Source organism: Fructilactobacillus fructivorans (assembly GCF_001434095.1).
In the GTDB taxonomy this organism is placed as follows: domain Bacteria; phylum Bacillota; class Bacilli; order Lactobacillales; family Lactobacillaceae; genus Fructilactobacillus; species Fructilactobacillus fructivorans.
In genome coordinates, this window is record NZ_AZDS01000002.1 from 224,344 (window position 1) to 241,763 (window position 17,420).

Genomic DNA, 17,420 nt, shown 5'->3' on the forward strand with positions numbered 1-17,420 from the left:
TAATTGGAGGGATATATTATGACAGACAGATTAAAGAACAAAGTTGCAATCATTACTGGTGGGACCCTTGGAATTGGCTATGCCATTGCCGAGATGTTTGTTAAAGAAGGCGCTAAGGTAGCGATTACTGGGCGTAATGAAGATCGTGGCCGTGAAGCAGCAGATGCAATTAACAAAGAATACCCAAACACAGCTAAATTTATCAAACAGGATGTTTCTGATCCAGAGCGTTGGCCAGAAGTGTTTGAAGAAACTGAGAAGGATTTTGGTCAAGTTACTACATTGATTAACAATGCTGGAATTGCGATTGGCAAGTCGATCGAAGATACTACCACTGAAGAATGGAAGAAAGTCTTAAGCATTGATCTTGACGGTGTTTTCTATGGAATGCGTGAAGGAATCAAACAAATGAAGAACAAGAACATTGGTGCTTCCATCGTAAACATGTCATCAATCGAAGGTTTAGTTGGTGATCCTGATTTGGGTGCTTACAATGCCTCAAAGGGTGGTGTTCGCATGATGTCAAAGTCAGCTGCACTAGATTGTGCGCTTAAAGATTACGGCATTCGAGTTAACTCAGTTCACCCAGGCTACATTCAAACTCCAATGGTTAAACCAGACTTTGTTAAAGCCATGTCACAAAGAAGCAAGACTCCAATGGGCCACTTAGGTAAACCAAAAGACGTTGCATACGCTGCTGTTTACTTGGCTTCTGATGAATCCGAATTCACTACTGGCAGTGAGTTAGTGGTTGATGGTGGATACACGGCTCAATAAAAATTAGTATGAAAAAAGGCGACCTCACAGTCGTCTTTTTCTTTTCTGGTTTATTTTGTTAAGATGGCGTAAATGCCAGCAATGACCAAGATAATCATTACAACCGCCATTACAACGATTCGTTTCACTTGTGTTTTATGAAAATTATTAAATTTGTTTGCCATAGTATTCTCCTCTGATTGGTTATGAACATTTTAGCATTTAATAAGAGAAAAGAATTGCATTTTAACCACGGTTTAATTCATAATTGAGTTGTTAAAATAAGGAGATAGATCAATGTTTAAAATAACTATTTACCATGCTGATGCAATGCAGAAGCAATATTTTGAAGATTATAATCAAACAAGTTTTGAACTAAAGTTTGTTAAAGAGAGATTAACGATGGCTAATGTGATCCAGGCCCAGGGATCAAATGGTGTCTTGATCGATGGGATGTGCAATGCGGACGCTAAAATTGTTGATCATTTAGCTGACTATGGCGTTGAGTACTTGTTTACCCGTGCCGTTGGCATTAATAATATTGATGTTAAAGAAGCCACTGCTAAAGGGATCAAAGTGGCTAATGTACCCGACTATTCGCCACATTCAGTTGCTGGTCTTGCGTTCACACTTGGAATGACGCTTTTCCGTCATGTAGCTCAAGCTACTGCTAACACGCATGATGCTGACTTTCGGATCCTGCCCCTCTACTTTAGTCGTGAGATTCATGACTCTACGGTTGGAATTATCGGAGCTGGGAGAATTGGAACGGCCGAAGCTGAGATGTATGATGCGGTTGGTGCTAACGTTTTAGCGTACCAACGTCATCCAAACCCAGACAATCAAGCCGTTAAATTTGTGGAGATGGATGAACTGTTAGCTAAGTCAGATATTGTTTCCATCCATGTTCCGTTAACTTCTGGAACCGAAAAATTAATCGGTAAACCAGAATTGGACCAAATGAAGAATGATGCCATTTTGGTTAACACGGCTCGTGGTGGGGTAGTTGATAGTAATGCTGTCGCTGATGCCGTTGAAAACTTTCAAATTGGTGGTTATGGAACCGATGTTTTGCTTGATGAGGGCGAAGTCATTGGGAAAGAATTCAACAGTTTGGACGACGTTCCAAGTGCTGAAGACAAGAAATTGATGAAGAATTATCCAAATGTCATCGTGACACCTCATATGGGAGCATTTACCGAGGAAGCCAATAAAGACATGGTTCGGATTAGTTTTGAGAACTTCAAACAAGTGCTTGCAACTGGTAAACCATTGCATCCAGTAAACTAAGGAGAGATAGAATGGCAAAGATTACTGCTTATGATGTAAGACCATTTGAAAAAGAATATTTTGTGGACTTAAATTCATATGATTTTGATTTGAATCTGGTTGAGAAGCCATTGAGTATTGACACCGTTGACGAAGCGATGGGAACCAACGCTATCTTGATTGATGGCTCGTGTACCGCTGATAAAAAGGTGTTGGATAAAGTCAAAGACCTTGGGATTAAGTATCTCTTTACTCGTTTTGTCGGGTACAACAACATTGATTTAGATGCTGCCAAGGCCGACGGCATTATGGTGGCGAACGTTCCTAGTTATTCCCCATATTCAGTTGCTGAACTTGCACTGACAATGGGGATGGATCTGTTCCGCCACGTTGCTCAGGCAACCGTAAACACCAATAATGCTGACTTTCGTGTTTTGCCAACTTATTACAGTAACGAAATTCACGACGCTACCGTTGGAATTATTGGTGTTGGTCACATGGGAAGTGCCGAGGCCAAGTTGTACCATAACTTAGGAGCCAAAGTTCTTGGTTACCAGCGTCATCCTAATGACAATCCGGACGTGACGTTTGTTAGTGAAGATGAGTTGTTAGAGAAATCTGATATTGTCTCACTGCACGTCCCATACGTCCCAGGTGAAAACGACGAAATGATTGGTGGGCCTGAACTGGCAAAGATGAAACGCAACGCTATTCTGGTTAACACGGCGCGTGGTGAGTTGGTTGATACGAATGCAATTACGATTGCTTTGTCAGGTAGTAATATTGGTGGATACGCTGCCGATGTAATTATTGATGAAAATCAAATTGACGGCAATGAGTTCAATTCATTGGATGATCTTCCAAACAAAGACGTGTTAGAATTGATGAAGCGTTATCCAAATGTTATTATTACTCCACACATTGGGTATCTAACTAAACCCGCTACGATTGACATGATCAAGGTTAGTTATGATAACTTTCATGAAGCCATGACAACTGGGAAGACCAAGAATCAAATTTAACGAAAGAAGTTTTTAAACATGGAATTAAAGCAACAATTCTTAGACCTAGAGAAAAACCGACGGACCATCTATGATTTAGGAAAAGACGTTCCGTTCTCTCAAGACGATCTATATACTTATATTAAGGAATTAATCAAATACACACCAAGCGCCTTTAACGGGCAAACGGTTCGTGCCGTTGTGTTATTCGACGAGAACCATGACAAGCTGTGGGACATCGTTGAAGATGCCTTAAGAGAAAAAGTGCCAGCAAATGGTTTCCTTCGAACTAAGGCTAAAATCTCGACTTTTAGGGATGCTTATGCATCAATCCTGTTCTTTACTGACATGGATAAGGTTAAGGAATTGCAGGGTCAATTCAAGACGTATCAGTACGAAATGTATAACTGGTCAGAAGAAGGCCAAGGCAACGCTCAGTTCGCCGTTTGGACTGGACTTGAAGAAAATGGTTTAGGTGTTAATATTCAACACTATGATCCATTGATTAATGCTCAAGTTGCTTCTACCTTTGACATTCCTGATAACTGGCAACTACGTGCTGAGATGAACTTTGGTTCTGTCAACACTCCAGCTGGTAAGAAGGACTTTATGGACGATAGCAAGCGATTTAAAGAATTTAAATAAGATATACGTAAAAAGAAGCATGAAGATTTTATCTTCATGCTTCTTTTTTGTTGGATAAAATTATGTTTCGTGTTTTGAATAATTCTGATATGATTATATATGTATTTTATTAATTAAGAGGTGCTGTTATCACAAAATGTAAAAGGATTATTCAAAGACATCCCAATTTATTGGTAATGATGTTATTTGGATTGTTGAGTATTTTGATTGTTTTACCGTATTTTCATGGTGGAGTTGTTTATAATCAATTTGATCTTCAATTCCATATTTCTAGTATTCAAGAAAATTATTTAAATGTGAAGAATGGAAATTGGACTCATATTTTACCAGATATAAATACTAAAACATTCGGCAATTTTGGGTATCCGAATAGTTTATTTTATCCAATTTTTACTTTTTTACCTGAAATATTTATTCATTTAATTTTTAAAAGTGCTTGGATTTCATATTTAATTTTTGCGATAATAGCAAACTTTTTGATTCTTTTATCAATGTTTATTTTATGTCGAAAACTGAGTATTTCAATGATTCCTTCCATAATTGGATCATTAATTTATGAGTTTTCAGGATTTAATCAGATATGGCAATTTAATAATGAAGATATTTCCCAAGTTATGGTATTGATTTTCTTGCCAATTGCGTTTTATGGAGTTTATCAAATTATTCTTGGTAATTATAAGAAATGGTATATCCTTTCAATTGGGATGTTTTTGATCTGCATGACTCATCTTGTTTCTTTAGTGATGGTTTCAATGTTTGTTCTTTTCTTAGCATTGTATGTTTTATTTACCAATTTTAATTTACGAGAAAAGGTAGTAAGAATAATAACATTGATTATATCGGCTGTTGTTACTTTGCTTTTATCTGCATTTTTCTTAGTGCCTTTACTTTTTAATATGCATTATGTAGGAAACATTTCAGTATTTGTCATTCAATTAGATAAATTTGCTATCAACTTACAAAATTTTTTCTTTAATTATCTACCAAATAATAATCTAGAAACTAACTGGACGCAATTATCCGGCATAGGTATTTTAGGATTAGTTGCAATTGCTTTGATTTGTGTTGCATGGAAACATTTGAGTAGAGAATACCGATACTTGGTATTAGGTTTAATCATTTTTAGTTTATTAACTACTAATTTATTTCCGTGGAATTTGTTTCAAAATGTAATGCAGTTTTTGCAATTTCCTATTAGATTTATGCTGATTGTTTCATTTCTACTAGCAATCTTAGGAGCAAAATCTACACAAATTGTTCTAGAAAATAATTTATTAAGTTCTTCTAAAAATTTTGGGATATTTTTTGTTATATTAATTAGTTCTATTGGAATAATTTTTACAACTTCTACTACTGAATATTTGAAGCATAGTGGGAGACAAGTATTGTCAACTGAAGAATTTGAAAAAGTTTCCCCAGAATGGGATACATTAGATTATTTACCGCAGGTTTCCCAGCCTATAAGGGATGATTTATTTAAGCATTCAATTCCGAAAATGAATACTAAACAAAAGGGGTTGAAACAGGGTGAATATTTGACTTCATATGATCAAGTTAGTTACCAATTACGTTCAAATAAGGATTTATCAAGTATACGACTCCCCAATATTTACTATCCGGGATTTCATGCATATGTTAATAATAAAGAAGTACCAATTAAAGTTGATAAAAACAAGGCTATTAACATCCCAGTTCGAAAGGGTATAAACAATATTGATATTGTATACAAGAAGACCATTACCCAGATTGTTACTTTGTGGATCAGTATTATTATTTGGATTGTTTTAATTGGGTGGATTGTTTATAAGAAATTATTCAATAGAAAAATAAAGCATAAAAAGTTATATAAATAAATTAAAAAATATGGAAGTTCTATCTTCATATTTTTTATGTGAAATATCAAATTGTAAAAGGAATGATTAAATGCATAAGTCTATTACTTTTATGAACAAGCATAAAAGTTTTGTAATTTTTATTATATTTTTTGTTTTAAGTTTATTAATGATTATTCCATATTGGAATTTTCCATATATTGTAAATGATTTGCCATATCATTTGGCACCATTGAATGAAGCTAATTATTTTATTCAAAAACATCAATGGTTTAATATTTTCTCGAGTATTAGTACTAAAACGATGGGTGAGTTTGGATATCCAGAAAATTTGTTTTATCCGTCTTTTACATACTATCCAGTTCTTATATTTAGAATAATTCACTTAAGTGCTTTTAGAACATATTTATTGTCTCTCATAGTTATTAATTTCTTAGCATTTTGTTCTATGTATATAGTGACCAAAAAATTAACTAATAGTAAGAAAGCAGCTCTATTTTCATCAATTGTTTACGGATTTTCTCAATACAAGCTAAATGATATGTATGTGTTCCAAAATGTAGCGGAGAGTATCGCATTTATTTTGGTGCCTATTTGTTTTTACGGACTTTATCAAATAATATGTTTTGACTATAAAAAATGGTGGATATTATCAATTGGGTTATCCCTTCTTATTCTCACTCACGTTTTATCTGTTGTAGTTTTAAGCGTATTTATGCTTCTTTCACTTGGAATGCTTTTTATTAAAAAAAGTAGTTGGCAGGTTAAATTAAAAAGGATTTTTTGGTTAATAGTAGCTGGAATTGTCAGTTTATTATTGTCAGTAATATTTTTAGGTCCTTTGATTCAGAATTATTTATCTATTAATGGAAATTTATTAATGGGTAAAAGTATTTTATTTACTAATGCTGTTAATATTAATAATGTTATTGGGGCTTCAGTTGGACTAATTGAAGTAGTGATAATAATTATGGCATTAGTTTATTTTAAATATTTGTTGACATTCTATAGATATATACTCGTTGAGATTTTCATCTCAATATTATTGATAACCAATTTATTTCCATGGGGTCTTCTTCAATCAATAATGTACCCTATTCAATTTCCAGTTAGATTTCTTGCCATTACAAACTTTTTGGTAGCACTTATCGGTGGTAAATGTTTATTAATTTTATTTAGTAGAGTTAGCTACAATAATAAAAGTAAATATTCTTTATTTTTTGGTGGATTAGTTATTTTAGAATTATGTATTTTTACTGCACAAGCAGAAATGAATAGAAGAAATTTACCTAAAATTTCTGTTGATGAATTTAATTTGAGATCTTCTCAAATTTCTTATTATGATTATCTTCCGAAAAATGCAGAGCCAATAATTAATAAGTTAGATAAACATTCAATTCCATTAATGAATAAAGCAAGTAATATCAAGCAAAGCGGTTATTCGACATCTTATAATGCCATTCATTATAAGATAAATAATGGTAGTAGAATAAAATATATTAACTTACCAAATGAGTATTATCCTGGATTTCATGCTTATGTAAATAATAAAGAAGTTCCAATTAAATCTAATAAAAACAATGCCATTAATATCCCAATACAAAAGGGTAGAAATGATATTGATATTATGTATAAGAGTACTATAACTCAAATTATTTCTTTTTGGATTAGCATTATTAGTTGGATCATTTTAATTAGTTTTATTAGTTACAAAAAGTTTATAAATTTCAGAATAAAGCATAAAAAATCAAATAAATAACTTTAAAAGAGTGAAGAATTATTTCTTCACTCTTTATTTGACTCAAATTGTGTTTTTTGTTAGTTAAAAGTCTGATATCATTATGTTTGTGTTAAATTTTACATAATTTAGGAGAAAATATGAAAAAAAGATTAACTTATATTGATGTGATCAACATCATTGCAATTTTTGCTGTCCTGATGTTGCATTCTTCTCAGTATCCAACTAATGGGATAGTTTTAAAGAATAATATTATTCAAGCAATTTTTATCCCAGCCATTTATTTATTTCTAATGAATTCCGGTGCAACTTTAATCGGATATAGATCAAAGTATGATACAAAAACATTCTTTATTAAAAGATTTAGACGTGTGATTATTCCATTTGTGATATGGAGTATTGTTTGGTACTTATATGATACAAAGTTTACTGCATTTCCTGGACCAATTCCTCACCCAGACCCAAGTATCAATGATTTTCTTTTAGGATTTTTAAATAATAATATCGATAATATTTTTTGGTTCTTCTATGCCATTATTCTTTTGTATCTGTTAGTCCCTTTACTATCTTTGTTAGTGGATCGTCACAAAGATTTGTTATTTTATCTTGTAATTCTTAATTTCATTGGTGACTTTATTTATATATATGTTATTCAAGCTTATAAATTACCAATTGATCCTACCAAGATTCAAATAAATCCAATTGCATCTGTTTTTGTTGGGATTTTTATCATGGGTTATTTAATTAATACTAACTATTTCTCTAAAAAAGTTGAAATGTGTATTTCAGTTATTGGAATTTGTGCATTAGCATTTTTATTAATATCAGAGATCTTTCTTCCAAATGTTGCTTCTCATGACATCTTAGGTAATTCTCCTTATTTATTTTTCTATGTGATTGGTGTATTTACTTTGATTAAATTAATAGTAGGTAAATTTAAATTATTTAATAATATTCATGTAAAAAGTCTTTTAGCTAAAATGGCTTCTGTTAGTTTAGGAATATATATTCTTCATCCATTTTTCTTTAAAGTCTTTGACGTTATTTTCAAAGGTAGTCCTTCAGGATTTATGCATGTATTCATTATGCCTATCGTAACTTATGTCTTATGTGGATTAATGGTTTATGTAATTAAGAAGGTACCATTTGTGAAAGATGCTTTGCCATAAAAATATTCATCAAACAAGCCCAATCCAGATGGATTGGGCTTGTTTATTTACCATTTACTTTCTCTTTTTAAACACTTTTCTCTTCTTTGGATACAATACCAGATCAAGATTGCCCTTAGATCCAAACTGACCTAAGTAGACATCTTGAATGGTGCATCCCTGTTTCTCACATAGTTGTTCAACTTGATTAGCATCTAGGCCACGATGGCTAGCAACGTTTTCATTCAGTTGGCCATCAGTGATGAGTGGGTAGTTCATGGTTGGTTCGTCGTTCAGAGTTACGGTCAATTGACCGTTTTCTTCAAGGGTGGCGTTTTTCACGTCCTTAAAATCATTAACTCCATGAGTTCTAAGCTTGAAAGCAAGCTGATTAGCAGTTAAACCGTTCCGCAATGCACGGTTAACGTTTACGACACCATTTAAAATCAGTATCTGCGGACTTCCGTTGATCATCTTGTTCAGTGTATTACTCGTCCCAGTTAAGAACTTACTTGCGAAGACGATGACTGACCAGATCAATAGAATGATGATGAATTGGATTGGGGTAATGTCTTGGTTGTAGATAACACCACCGATAATTCCACCAAGAATATAGTTCTGGAGTTGATCGACGGCATTTGATGGAGCCAAGTTTCCTTTACCAGAAAGGTTAATCTGCAAGACGATCATGATGAATCCAATTAAGAACTTCAAGAAGATGGTTCCGTATTGTGAGTCACTACTACTCCAGGTAAAGCCACCAGAATTAACGTGTTGTGGCTGTGATACAAGTTTGGTTGGAGTGACGGTGTAGTTCGTCATGTCAGTGTTGAAATGGACAACGTAGGCGTCTTTTCCCGCCTGAATCGTCATTCCATCAACTAGATTGTTGCTGCTGGAATACATCTGATTCAGCGGTACCTTCTTCTGCTTACTGATGTTCTTCATGATTTGGACGGTCTGAGTCGTTTGACTGTCAGCGTTCTTTTGCTGAAAGACCCTGCCCGTCTGCATCGCAATAATCAGAGCACCAAGCATGGTGACTAAGATGAACAGACTTCGAAATCTCAAGTTGCTTCTATTGCGATAATAGAAGATCCCAGTTCCAATGATGACCAACGCAATTACTATAATCAAAGCAATAAAAATGTAGTTGGTAAAATGGAAGTTGTGGGCAATGAATGAATATGAATAAAGTTTCATGACTCTCGCTCCAATTTTGTTGTATTTATGTAACAATTATACTCAATTTGGATAATTTTGGTATTAAATTTTGAACAATTTAATTTTTGTTACATACAATAAGTCATTTATAGAACATTTTAACTTTAAAAGTACTAAACTTTGGTTAATTTATGGCATTCGAAAGTGATACAATTGTGTGTGCTATAATATCTGTATTATTAACGTGTTTTCTAGTTAAGGTACATTTAACCGTGTTATTTATAAGTGGGGGTTGTATCATCGAATATTCAAATACACAATGGTTCATATATAAATTATCGGAGCTTTTATCTAATAAATTATTGATACTTTTAATATTAACAGTTGCTTTTGTTATTTTAGTAATTGGTTATATTTTAATTAGATCTAGTTCTCATCACGATAAAATAATGAATCATGCTTTAAACAAAAATCATAAAAAGATGGGAATATGGTTAGTTTGTATTGGAATCTTATTTATTGGACTCTTTTTTGTGGGATCTAAGTACGTTAAAAAAATTGCCATTAGCCCCGATGAGATTACAAGAACTAATAAAATCAATTTTAGCGAAAAGGGCACTATTAGTAATATTGATCAATCAAATGGTAATTATGTGTACGAAATTAGATTCAATAATAAAAATAAACCACGGGTCGTTTATATTTCTGCACTTGCTCGACCGGTTCCAATCGATGCCTTACCACCAATTCAACCATTTAGTGGTACATTCATTGAACAATCAGTGATTAGTCATGCCACGCTGGGTAGTAAAGTGATGTTAAGGTCATATAAATATGATTATAAATACAAAAATCATAAAAAGTTTGATCCTAATGATCATTATTCCAATCAACAATTAAAACTATTAAATGAAAATTATGTAAATGGAGTTGTAACAGAGAAATGATAAGAGATTCAATAAACTTTTTAAAAAAACATGAATCTTCTTTATACTTGTGGGCCCTAGTAGTTGGAATCCTTGATGTATTAATTGGCACTACTATGATTGTTAAGATTTATCCAATCATTGGACATCTGTTGCATTTATTGTTGTTGCTTGCTCTTCTATATGTATTTTTTAAAATATTTTTTGTTGATGACTTGAAACCAATTTATTTAATAGGAATTTTCATACTAATTGCTTTTATATTTATAAATGGTCACGTAGCAAGAGAGCAGAATTTACTTTACACAATGGTCTTTTTAGTGGGAATGAAAGATGTCCCCATTAAAAAAATTATTAAAACTGAAATAATAACAACCTTAAGTGTTCTATGTATAATTATTTTATTATCGTTATTTGGGGTTTTACCAAATTTACAGTTTCCAAGAAATGGATTAATTAGAAATAGTTTGGGGTTTATTTACCCCTTATTATTGTCTTCGACGGTATTTTTCTTAAATATTGCTTTAGCGAGTTATTTAGTAACGAACAAAATATCATTGAAGAAAAAGCTTGCTGTCACTTTAGCAATGGCAGTTGCAACGATCGCAACTTATTTAATAACTGATTCAAGAACTGATCTTTTGCTTAATATCGCAATATTAATCGTAATTATACTTTCATGTTTCTCACTTACTCTAAGAAATCGATATACCAAGTTATTAGCAGAGTTAACACCCATCTTAATTGCCTTTTGGACGTTTATATCCATGATTTTTTATAGAAATGACAGAATATGGCTCGCTTTAAATAGTTTATTTAGTAATAGATTAGCCTTAGTTCATGAAGCATATTTAAAGTATATTCCCGGACTTTTAGGACAGTACATCAAACAACGTGGTAATGGTGGTAAAGTTAGCGACGTTGTTAACTATTTCTATATTGATTCAAGTTTTTCAAGGGTATTGTTTATGGACGGCTACATCGTGTTTGTAGCAATAATGGTCTTAATTGCCATTGGACTTGGTCGTCTAGTTTCTAAAGACAGTGCGTCGGCTGCATATTTGACTATGATTGTAATTATTACTCTTATTGAGGGTATTTTTACTGATCATATGTTTTTTGCTAACAACGTGGCATTATTTATCTTAGCTAGTCAATGCATGGAATTAATCAATAAACCAAGTAAAAATCATTTAAAAAAGGTTACGTAAATTTAGGAGTCTTCTTAATGGAATCAAAAAAGACAGAGGAAGAATTAAACAAAAAAATTAAGTATCTGCATAACTTTGCCAACTGGGGATTAACGCCACTAGTTGTGATCTTCATCGTGGTTTACTTTCTGACAAAACCAACCTCGATCTGGACCATTCTTTTGGCCCTCTTAGTGGTCTTTACCACCTTTATTGTTTGTGTGATGGCGTTAGTGTACATCCACCAGAAAAAGAAGTTGCAGAAACAAAATGACAATCAAAAATAATTAAAGGAGGGCGGTTTTAAGTGACCGTCTTTTTTCATGCCATTTGATTAGTGTATAATCGATGATAATTAAGAACTTAATAATTATATTTTATAAGAGGAAATCATGAAAAAATACAAGTATCCTAAAACGATTTTGGCAGTGATTTTAATTTTAGTAGCGGCCGCTTTCTTAGTTTCAATTCAGTGCTTTTCACATAGTTTGTTGCTGGGAAACGACTCACTTTTTCATTTTAGTCGAATTTATGACATTAAAATGCAGATGCAGACGGGCCACTTTAACTACTTCATGACCAACTATGGGTTCAATCAGAGTGGTCGGATCGTTAATGCCATTTATGGACCATACATGGCGGTCATTTTGGGATTCATTTTGTTGCTCACTAAAAGTTGGTTCAGTTTTCAAGTCGTAACAAGTTTTATTCTGTATGCAGTTGCTGGATTAGGAGCTTACGGACTTTTTCGACGGGTAAAAGTGAACCAGTGGTTTGCGACTGCTGGCGCCATTATTTACTTGTCACAAAACTTCATCACTGGTTGGCAGACGGACGCTCAATTTCTAGCCTGGGGAGCAATCATCCTACCATTTGCGGTAATGGTCGCTCTTGATTTGATGGATGGTTCACCAAAAAAGGTTCACGTGACGTTGGCACTGGTTGTGGCGGCGTTGCTTGAAATGCACATCTTAAGTGCACTGTTTACGGTCATCATGCTGTTACCATTTGCGCTGATCGGTCTTTGGCGATCCCGTGCTAAATGGAAATATTTGGGGAAGATTGCGTTAAACGTTATTTTGACATTAATCTTAGCTGGTAACTACTTCGTCAGCTTTTTGAGTGTTTTCGGTAAAAATGAACTCATGCCACCATTTATGATGGAGTACATGGGTACGTATTCTGCAAGTTTTAATTTTTACAATAATTTACCAAACGGTGTGGGCATTGTGCTGACCCTCATCTGCGTCTTTCAGTTAATTTACATGATAATCGCTAAGAGAAAGGACCTAACTAACATTGTGGTGACGGTTATCGGTGGATTGTTTTTGTTATTATCATCTGCCATTCTGCCGTGGAACGCCATGGGAGAACAGTGGACCTACATGCAGAATTTCATTCAGTTCCCATACCGTTTCTTTCCGTATGCGGCAATTTTGCTGATGGTGGGCTTCTTGATTTCGATCAGTCAGATCAGTAATGATTGGTACGAAAAAATCAGTGCGTCGCACGGTGATATTCACTATAACTATATGAAAATTTTCATGGAGGTCGTGGTGACTGTTATGGCAGTCGCAGCACTCTGGTTTGCGGATTCTAACATTCAGTATGGCGTCGACATTTGGAATAACCCCAAGAGTTCCCCGATTAAACGTAATATGATCAAGACACTTCCGGACCCCGAAACGCCGAAGAAGTACATGGCACCATCCAAGAGTCCATTTAAGAAAGGTGTGAGCGTCAAACAGGTTCGCTCTGACTTTATGAGTAAGAACTTAGGCAAGCCGCTCCGAGATATCTCTGAGTCAAACGGCGATTACCTGCCAAATGACTCGGGTAATCCTAACTTTGATGCGGTAGGATCACATTATCACGCAGATATTATGAACAATCATGGCTTTAAGAAACACGTTACGCGGAGTGGGGCACTCGTGACGAAATGGACTGCCGATTCTGGTAAGGCCAAGAACGGTTATCGGACGATTCCAATAATCTTGTACCATAATTCAACGGTGAAGTTGAATGGGGCGAAGCTGAGTCCTAACCAATATCGCGTTTCCGATATTGGAGCGGCGAAGGTTAAAGAACAGCCTGGTCAGAATCAGATGACGGTCAGGTATCAGCAACCAGCTCATTTCATGACAGTTATTGCTGTGTCAGTGCTTGCATGGATTGTGACGGTTGGATGTGTGATTGTTAAAGGAATGTATAAATGGATTAAAAAATAATAGACAAAAAAGGATTGAGCCACTAGTGGTTCAATCCTTTTAATGTTAAAGATTATTCCAGTTAATTCCCTTACTAACATCAGAATAATGATCTGGATTTTGGTCTTTTTGTCCTTCAAGCGCTTCCTGAAGTTGGCCATTCTTTTTTAATTCTTTGGTTTCTTTTGTATCACTATTATTTTTCATCATTGGCCACCACAACCTTACCAATCATTTGCTTACTTTCAACCAACTTAGTTGCTTTCCGCAAATTCTCAGCGTTAATTGGACCAAACTGCTTGGTTAAGGTACTTATCAAGTTACCTTCATCAAGCATGATGCTGATTTTATCTAAGATTTCATGCTGAGTAATCATGTCAGGAGTATGGAACTCGGATTTGGTAAACATGTATTCCCAAGCAAAACGAGCCCGTTTCTCTTTGAGCTTACTCATGTCGAGAGACTTGCCTGATCCAGTGATGGACACGATCGTGCCAGAAGGGGCAATTAACTCGCAGATTTCATCCCAGTAAGCATCCAAGTTACGCAGATCTAGAATGTAATCTACATACTTGAATCCCTTGTCATGAATCTGTTTGATGATGTCATCATGATAGTCAACAACAATATCGGAACCATGGTCAAGTTCCCATTGCTTCGTCTCATCTTTTCCGGCAGTTGAAATGACCTGAAGGTTGGCACGATGAGCCAATTGAGTCGCAATCGAACCAACGCCACCAGCACCGTTAATAATCAAGATGGATTTATTGTGGTTTTGTTCGTCACGATCGTAAAAGTCGATGTTCATTTGTTCAAACATGGCTTCCCATGCGGTCAAGCTAGTGAGTGGCATGGCAGCGGCGTGAGCGTTATCCAAGCTGTGCGGAGCGATTCCAACAATCCGTTCGTCAACGGTTTGATATTCACTATCACAGCCCGGACGAACGTGCGATCCGGAGTAAAAGACCCGGTCGCCAACACTGAAACGATTGGTCTTTGAACCAACTTTTTCAACGGTTCCAACCGCATCCCATCCGATAATTTTAGGATCCTTTAGCGGCACCTTTTGGGACTCACGGGTGAAAACGTCCACAGGGTTGACCGAAACAGCTTCAACCTTTACCAGCAAATCATGTGGTTCGGATTCTGGAACATCAGTGGTAAAATCAAATAAGCTTTTGGGGTCATCAATCGGTAGGTATTTAGTGTAACCAACGGCGTTCATTTTTTTAGTCATAATCGTTCTCCTTTTACGTATTCTACCCTTAGGATACCACGCGTGCGGTGATAATTGTTGATGTGAGTTTATTGTGGGAGTTAGGTTGCATTCTGTTTTTATGATAAAATAGTGACATGAAAGAGTGGGATGAGGTAGAAAATGCAAAGATTGTATTGGGATTCCGTTCATGTTAACGGAGATAAGATATTCTTCACGATTGACGATCATGGATTGAATTTCGTAAGCAGTCCGGGTCAGGGAGTTTCACAGCTACTTGATTTTTATACGAACGATCATTTTGAGTACGCAAAGAACAGTGAGCGTAGTCTGTTATATCGGAAAACGATTAAGAATTATTTGCGGGGTAAGTCAACTGACCTTGACCTACCAATTGATTTTATGAGCTATGGGTCCGACGAAGGACGGTTGATCTGGAACGAAATTGCCCAGATTCCATTTGGTGAGCTAGTGACGGTTTCTGACCTTGCTGATCAGTCTGGTTTAGGTCCTGACAAGGTCGAATTGGCAATCTCTAAGAGTCCCATTTGGCTGGTGTTACCACTTCATCGTGTAACGGATCGAAATGGTCGTTACCCCTATCGAACTGGTGATACGACCCGAGATTTCTTGGTGGATCTGGAACATCCGAAAAAGTAAATATAACTAAATAGGGATTTCGATTGGAAAATCCCTTTTACTTTCAGTAAATTTATAGCGATATGGCTTTTGTATAAGTAATTGATGTTGTATAGTCATAATCAAAATAATAAATGAGGTATTTAAAATGAAACATATTATTAAGGCAGACAACGGTAGAGTGTTTAAACGGCTAGTATCAACTGGTGTCAATGAGGATAGTAACCAGTTTGATTTCAACAAGATTCGTCCCATTCCTCAACAGATCCAGGACGTGATCGTGGATAATTTCTTATCGAACGCGGCCATTGGAGTTTACATGGTCAACGTTGATTTTAATCGGGATGACATTCCATCTACGGTTGAGGCTTTGGCGGCTGACATGAATCAAAATGGTGATGAATTCTACGATAAGGTAGAACGTGATCAACAGAAATTCCTGTCCACTTTCATGGAAGTTTACGGACAGTTTGAACAGCCCATGGATGACAAGATGAAGGAAGGTACCATTGCTTCGCTGCAGCGGGGATACATTGGCGCGAAGAAGTACTTGATTGAAGACAACATCGATTTGGAAGTCTTCAAATCATATGATCCAGAGGAAATTCTTCAACCAGATTTAAGAGAAGGCTTTCAAGGCATCGATCTGAACGTGCTGGCTTGGTTGTCAAAGCAGGGTGAAATGTTGATCAATAACTACATCGCTTTTCAGGCTTTCAACGAAGAGGACTGGACTGATGAGAACTGGCGCATTACCGAGAATGCCTTTGATACTGAATTAGATAAAAAAGAAAATACCATTACGTTTCATACGTACGAGATTGTCGGTTTGACCGATTTGTTTGAAACATTGTTAATTAAGTCGGATTCGTAGGCGGATGATGTGAAGTATTCGTATGAGTTGTAAAAATGAGAATTATTGAAATAATTTAATATCAATTAATTCTGTTACCTTAATTGATGGCATATTTTTTAGATTTTCTATGATCATATTTTTAAAAAATATTTTTCTATTTTGGTAAACTTGTTGACAAGTAGAATAAATTAATGTGTATAATAGCTATAGCATAAAAAATTTATGCAAATTCCTAGTCATGTTGGTGAATTTTATTTGAAGACTAATTTAACAGATTTCAAAAGACTATTTATTATGGCAAGTCTTATAATTGCTGTTTTAAATATATTGAAGTTAAATAAAAGAAGTACCATTGATTTAACAGGAATGATGTTCTTAATATCTAATTATATTACAATAATGGGTTTTAAGTTAAAGCAAAAATATAATGATAAAAGAATACCAACGCTAATTTGTAAAATCGTTGATGACATAATTATATTATCCTTCTTTATTACAATGATGGATACTAGTTTTCCATATATACCACAAAACTATTGGAAAAATATTCTAATTGGTGTCTTAATCTTGTCGGCCTCTTATTATATTATTGTTAGCTTTTTTGTTATGAACAATGAAGAAATAAAACAATTAATAGATGAAACAACTAACAAGTTTGCTAAAGAATTTGATAAACAGATTAAACAAGTTTCCCAAGAAATCGATGACATGGGTGGATGGTCTGAATTCGTTAAAACAGATGTTGGAAGACAATGGGCAAGTGCTGTAAAAGAAGCAAGTCAGCCGAAATCACCACGGGATCATAAAAAATCAAAAAAGAGAGGGAAATAATT

Annotated in this window: 17 protein-coding genes; 14 read left to right on the top strand and 3 right to left on the bottom strand. The window is 34.8% G+C overall.

Going from position 1 to position 17,420, the window contains the following annotated elements; translation table 11 throughout:
- Positions 1–18: 18 nt before the first annotated feature.
- The 7 genes from FC73_RS03060 (at position 19) to FC73_RS03090 (ending at position 8,410) form a co-directional block, all read left to right on the top strand.
- Positions 19–777, top strand: a complete 759-nt coding sequence (locus FC73_RS03060; RefSeq protein ID WP_010022420.1) for an NADP-dependent (R)-specific alcohol dehydrogenase — start codon at positions 19–21, stop codon at positions 775–777.
- A gap of 276 nt (positions 778–1,053) precedes the next feature.
- Positions 1,054–2,046, top strand: coding sequence for an NAD(P)-dependent oxidoreductase (locus tag FC73_RS03065; RefSeq protein ID WP_010022422.1), 993 nt, complete (start codon positions 1,054–1,056; stop codon positions 2,044–2,046).
- Between the two features lie 11 nt (positions 2,047–2,057).
- Positions 2,058–3,047 carry an NAD(P)-dependent oxidoreductase gene (locus FC73_RS03070; RefSeq protein WP_010022423.1) on the top strand — a complete coding sequence of 330 codons (990 nt, stop codon included), beginning with the start codon at positions 2,058–2,060 and terminating at the stop codon, positions 3,045–3,047.
- Between the two features lie 18 nt (positions 3,048–3,065).
- Entirely contained in the window at positions 3,066–3,671 is a 606-nt protein-coding gene (locus FC73_RS03075; protein WP_010022425.1) for a nitroreductase family protein, read from the top strand.
- 194 nt (positions 3,672–3,865) lie between these two features.
- The gene (locus FC73_RS03080) at positions 3,866–5,524 is read left to right on the top strand and encodes a YfhO family protein (protein ID WP_162250897.1); all 1,659 of its coding nucleotides are present in this window, start codon (positions 3,866–3,868) and stop codon (positions 5,522–5,524) included.
- A 70-nt stretch (positions 5,525–5,594) separates the two neighbouring features.
- Positions 5,595–7,262: a glycosyltransferase family protein gene (locus FC73_RS03085; RefSeq protein WP_010022428.1), complete on the top strand. Its 1,668-nt coding sequence runs from the start codon at positions 5,595–5,597 to the stop codon at positions 7,260–7,262.
- Between the two features lie 119 nt (positions 7,263–7,381).
- Complete coding sequence (locus FC73_RS03090; protein ID WP_010022429.1) at positions 7,382–8,410, top strand: acyltransferase; 1,029 nt, start codon at positions 7,382–7,384, stop codon at positions 8,408–8,410.
- A gap of 54 nt (positions 8,411–8,464) precedes the next feature.
- Here FC73_RS03090 and FC73_RS03095 read toward each other — a convergent pair whose 3' ends face one another.
- A complete protein-coding gene (locus FC73_RS03095) occupies positions 8,465–9,592 on the bottom strand; it encodes a DUF3290 family protein (protein WP_010022430.1) in 1,128 nt (375 codons plus the stop codon).
- 410 nt (positions 9,593–10,002) lie between these two features.
- Between FC73_RS03095 and FC73_RS03100 the strand changes: the two genes are divergently transcribed.
- From FC73_RS03100 to FC73_RS03115, 4 genes are all read left to right on the top strand, one after another.
- Positions 10,003–10,500 (top strand): hypothetical protein, encoded by a 498-nt coding sequence (locus FC73_RS03100; protein WP_010022431.1) that lies wholly within the window; start codon positions 10,003–10,005, stop codon positions 10,498–10,500.
- Entirely contained in the window at positions 10,497–11,690 is a 1,194-nt protein-coding gene (locus FC73_RS03105) for a hypothetical protein (RefSeq protein WP_010022432.1), read from the top strand. The genes FC73_RS03100 and FC73_RS03105 overlap by 4 nt, the downstream gene beginning before the upstream one ends.
- Before the next feature lie 17 nt (positions 11,691–11,707).
- Positions 11,708–11,956 (top strand): hypothetical protein, encoded by a 249-nt coding sequence (locus tag FC73_RS03110; RefSeq protein ID WP_010022434.1) that lies wholly within the window; start codon positions 11,708–11,710, stop codon positions 11,954–11,956.
- Positions 11,957–12,061: 105 nt separating this feature from the next.
- Positions 12,062–13,897 (top strand): cell division protein, encoded by a 1,836-nt coding sequence (locus FC73_RS03115; protein WP_010022436.1) that lies wholly within the window; start codon positions 12,062–12,064, stop codon positions 13,895–13,897.
- A gap of 45 nt (positions 13,898–13,942) precedes the next feature.
- Here FC73_RS03115 and FC73_RS06980 read toward each other — a convergent pair whose 3' ends face one another.
- A complete protein-coding gene (locus FC73_RS06980) occupies positions 13,943–14,083 on the bottom strand; it encodes a hypothetical protein (RefSeq protein ID WP_010022437.1) in 141 nt (46 codons plus the stop codon).
- Positions 14,073–15,113, bottom strand: a complete 1,041-nt coding sequence (locus FC73_RS03120; RefSeq protein WP_010022438.1) for a zinc-binding alcohol dehydrogenase family protein — start codon at positions 15,111–15,113, stop codon at positions 14,073–14,075. Before FC73_RS03120 ends, FC73_RS06980 begins: the two co-directional genes overlap by 11 nt.
- A gap of 141 nt (positions 15,114–15,254) precedes the next feature.
- On the opposite strand from FC73_RS03120, the gene FC73_RS03125 reads away from it, so the two are divergent.
- The 3 genes from FC73_RS03125 (at position 15,255) to FC73_RS03135 (ending at position 17,418) form a co-directional block, all read left to right on the top strand.
- On the top strand, positions 15,255–15,752 hold the full coding sequence (locus FC73_RS03125) for an MGMT family protein (protein ID WP_010022439.1): 498 nt from the start codon (positions 15,255–15,257) through the stop codon (positions 15,750–15,752).
- Between the two features lie 127 nt (positions 15,753–15,879).
- A complete protein-coding gene (locus tag FC73_RS03130) occupies positions 15,880–16,605 on the top strand; it encodes a hypothetical protein (protein ID WP_010022440.1) in 726 nt (241 codons plus the stop codon).
- A gap of 237 nt (positions 16,606–16,842) precedes the next feature.
- On the top strand, positions 16,843–17,418 hold the full coding sequence (locus FC73_RS03135) for a hypothetical protein (RefSeq protein ID WP_010022442.1): 576 nt from the start codon (positions 16,843–16,845) through the stop codon (positions 17,416–17,418).
- The last annotated feature ends 2 nt before the right edge of the window (positions 17,419–17,420 follow it).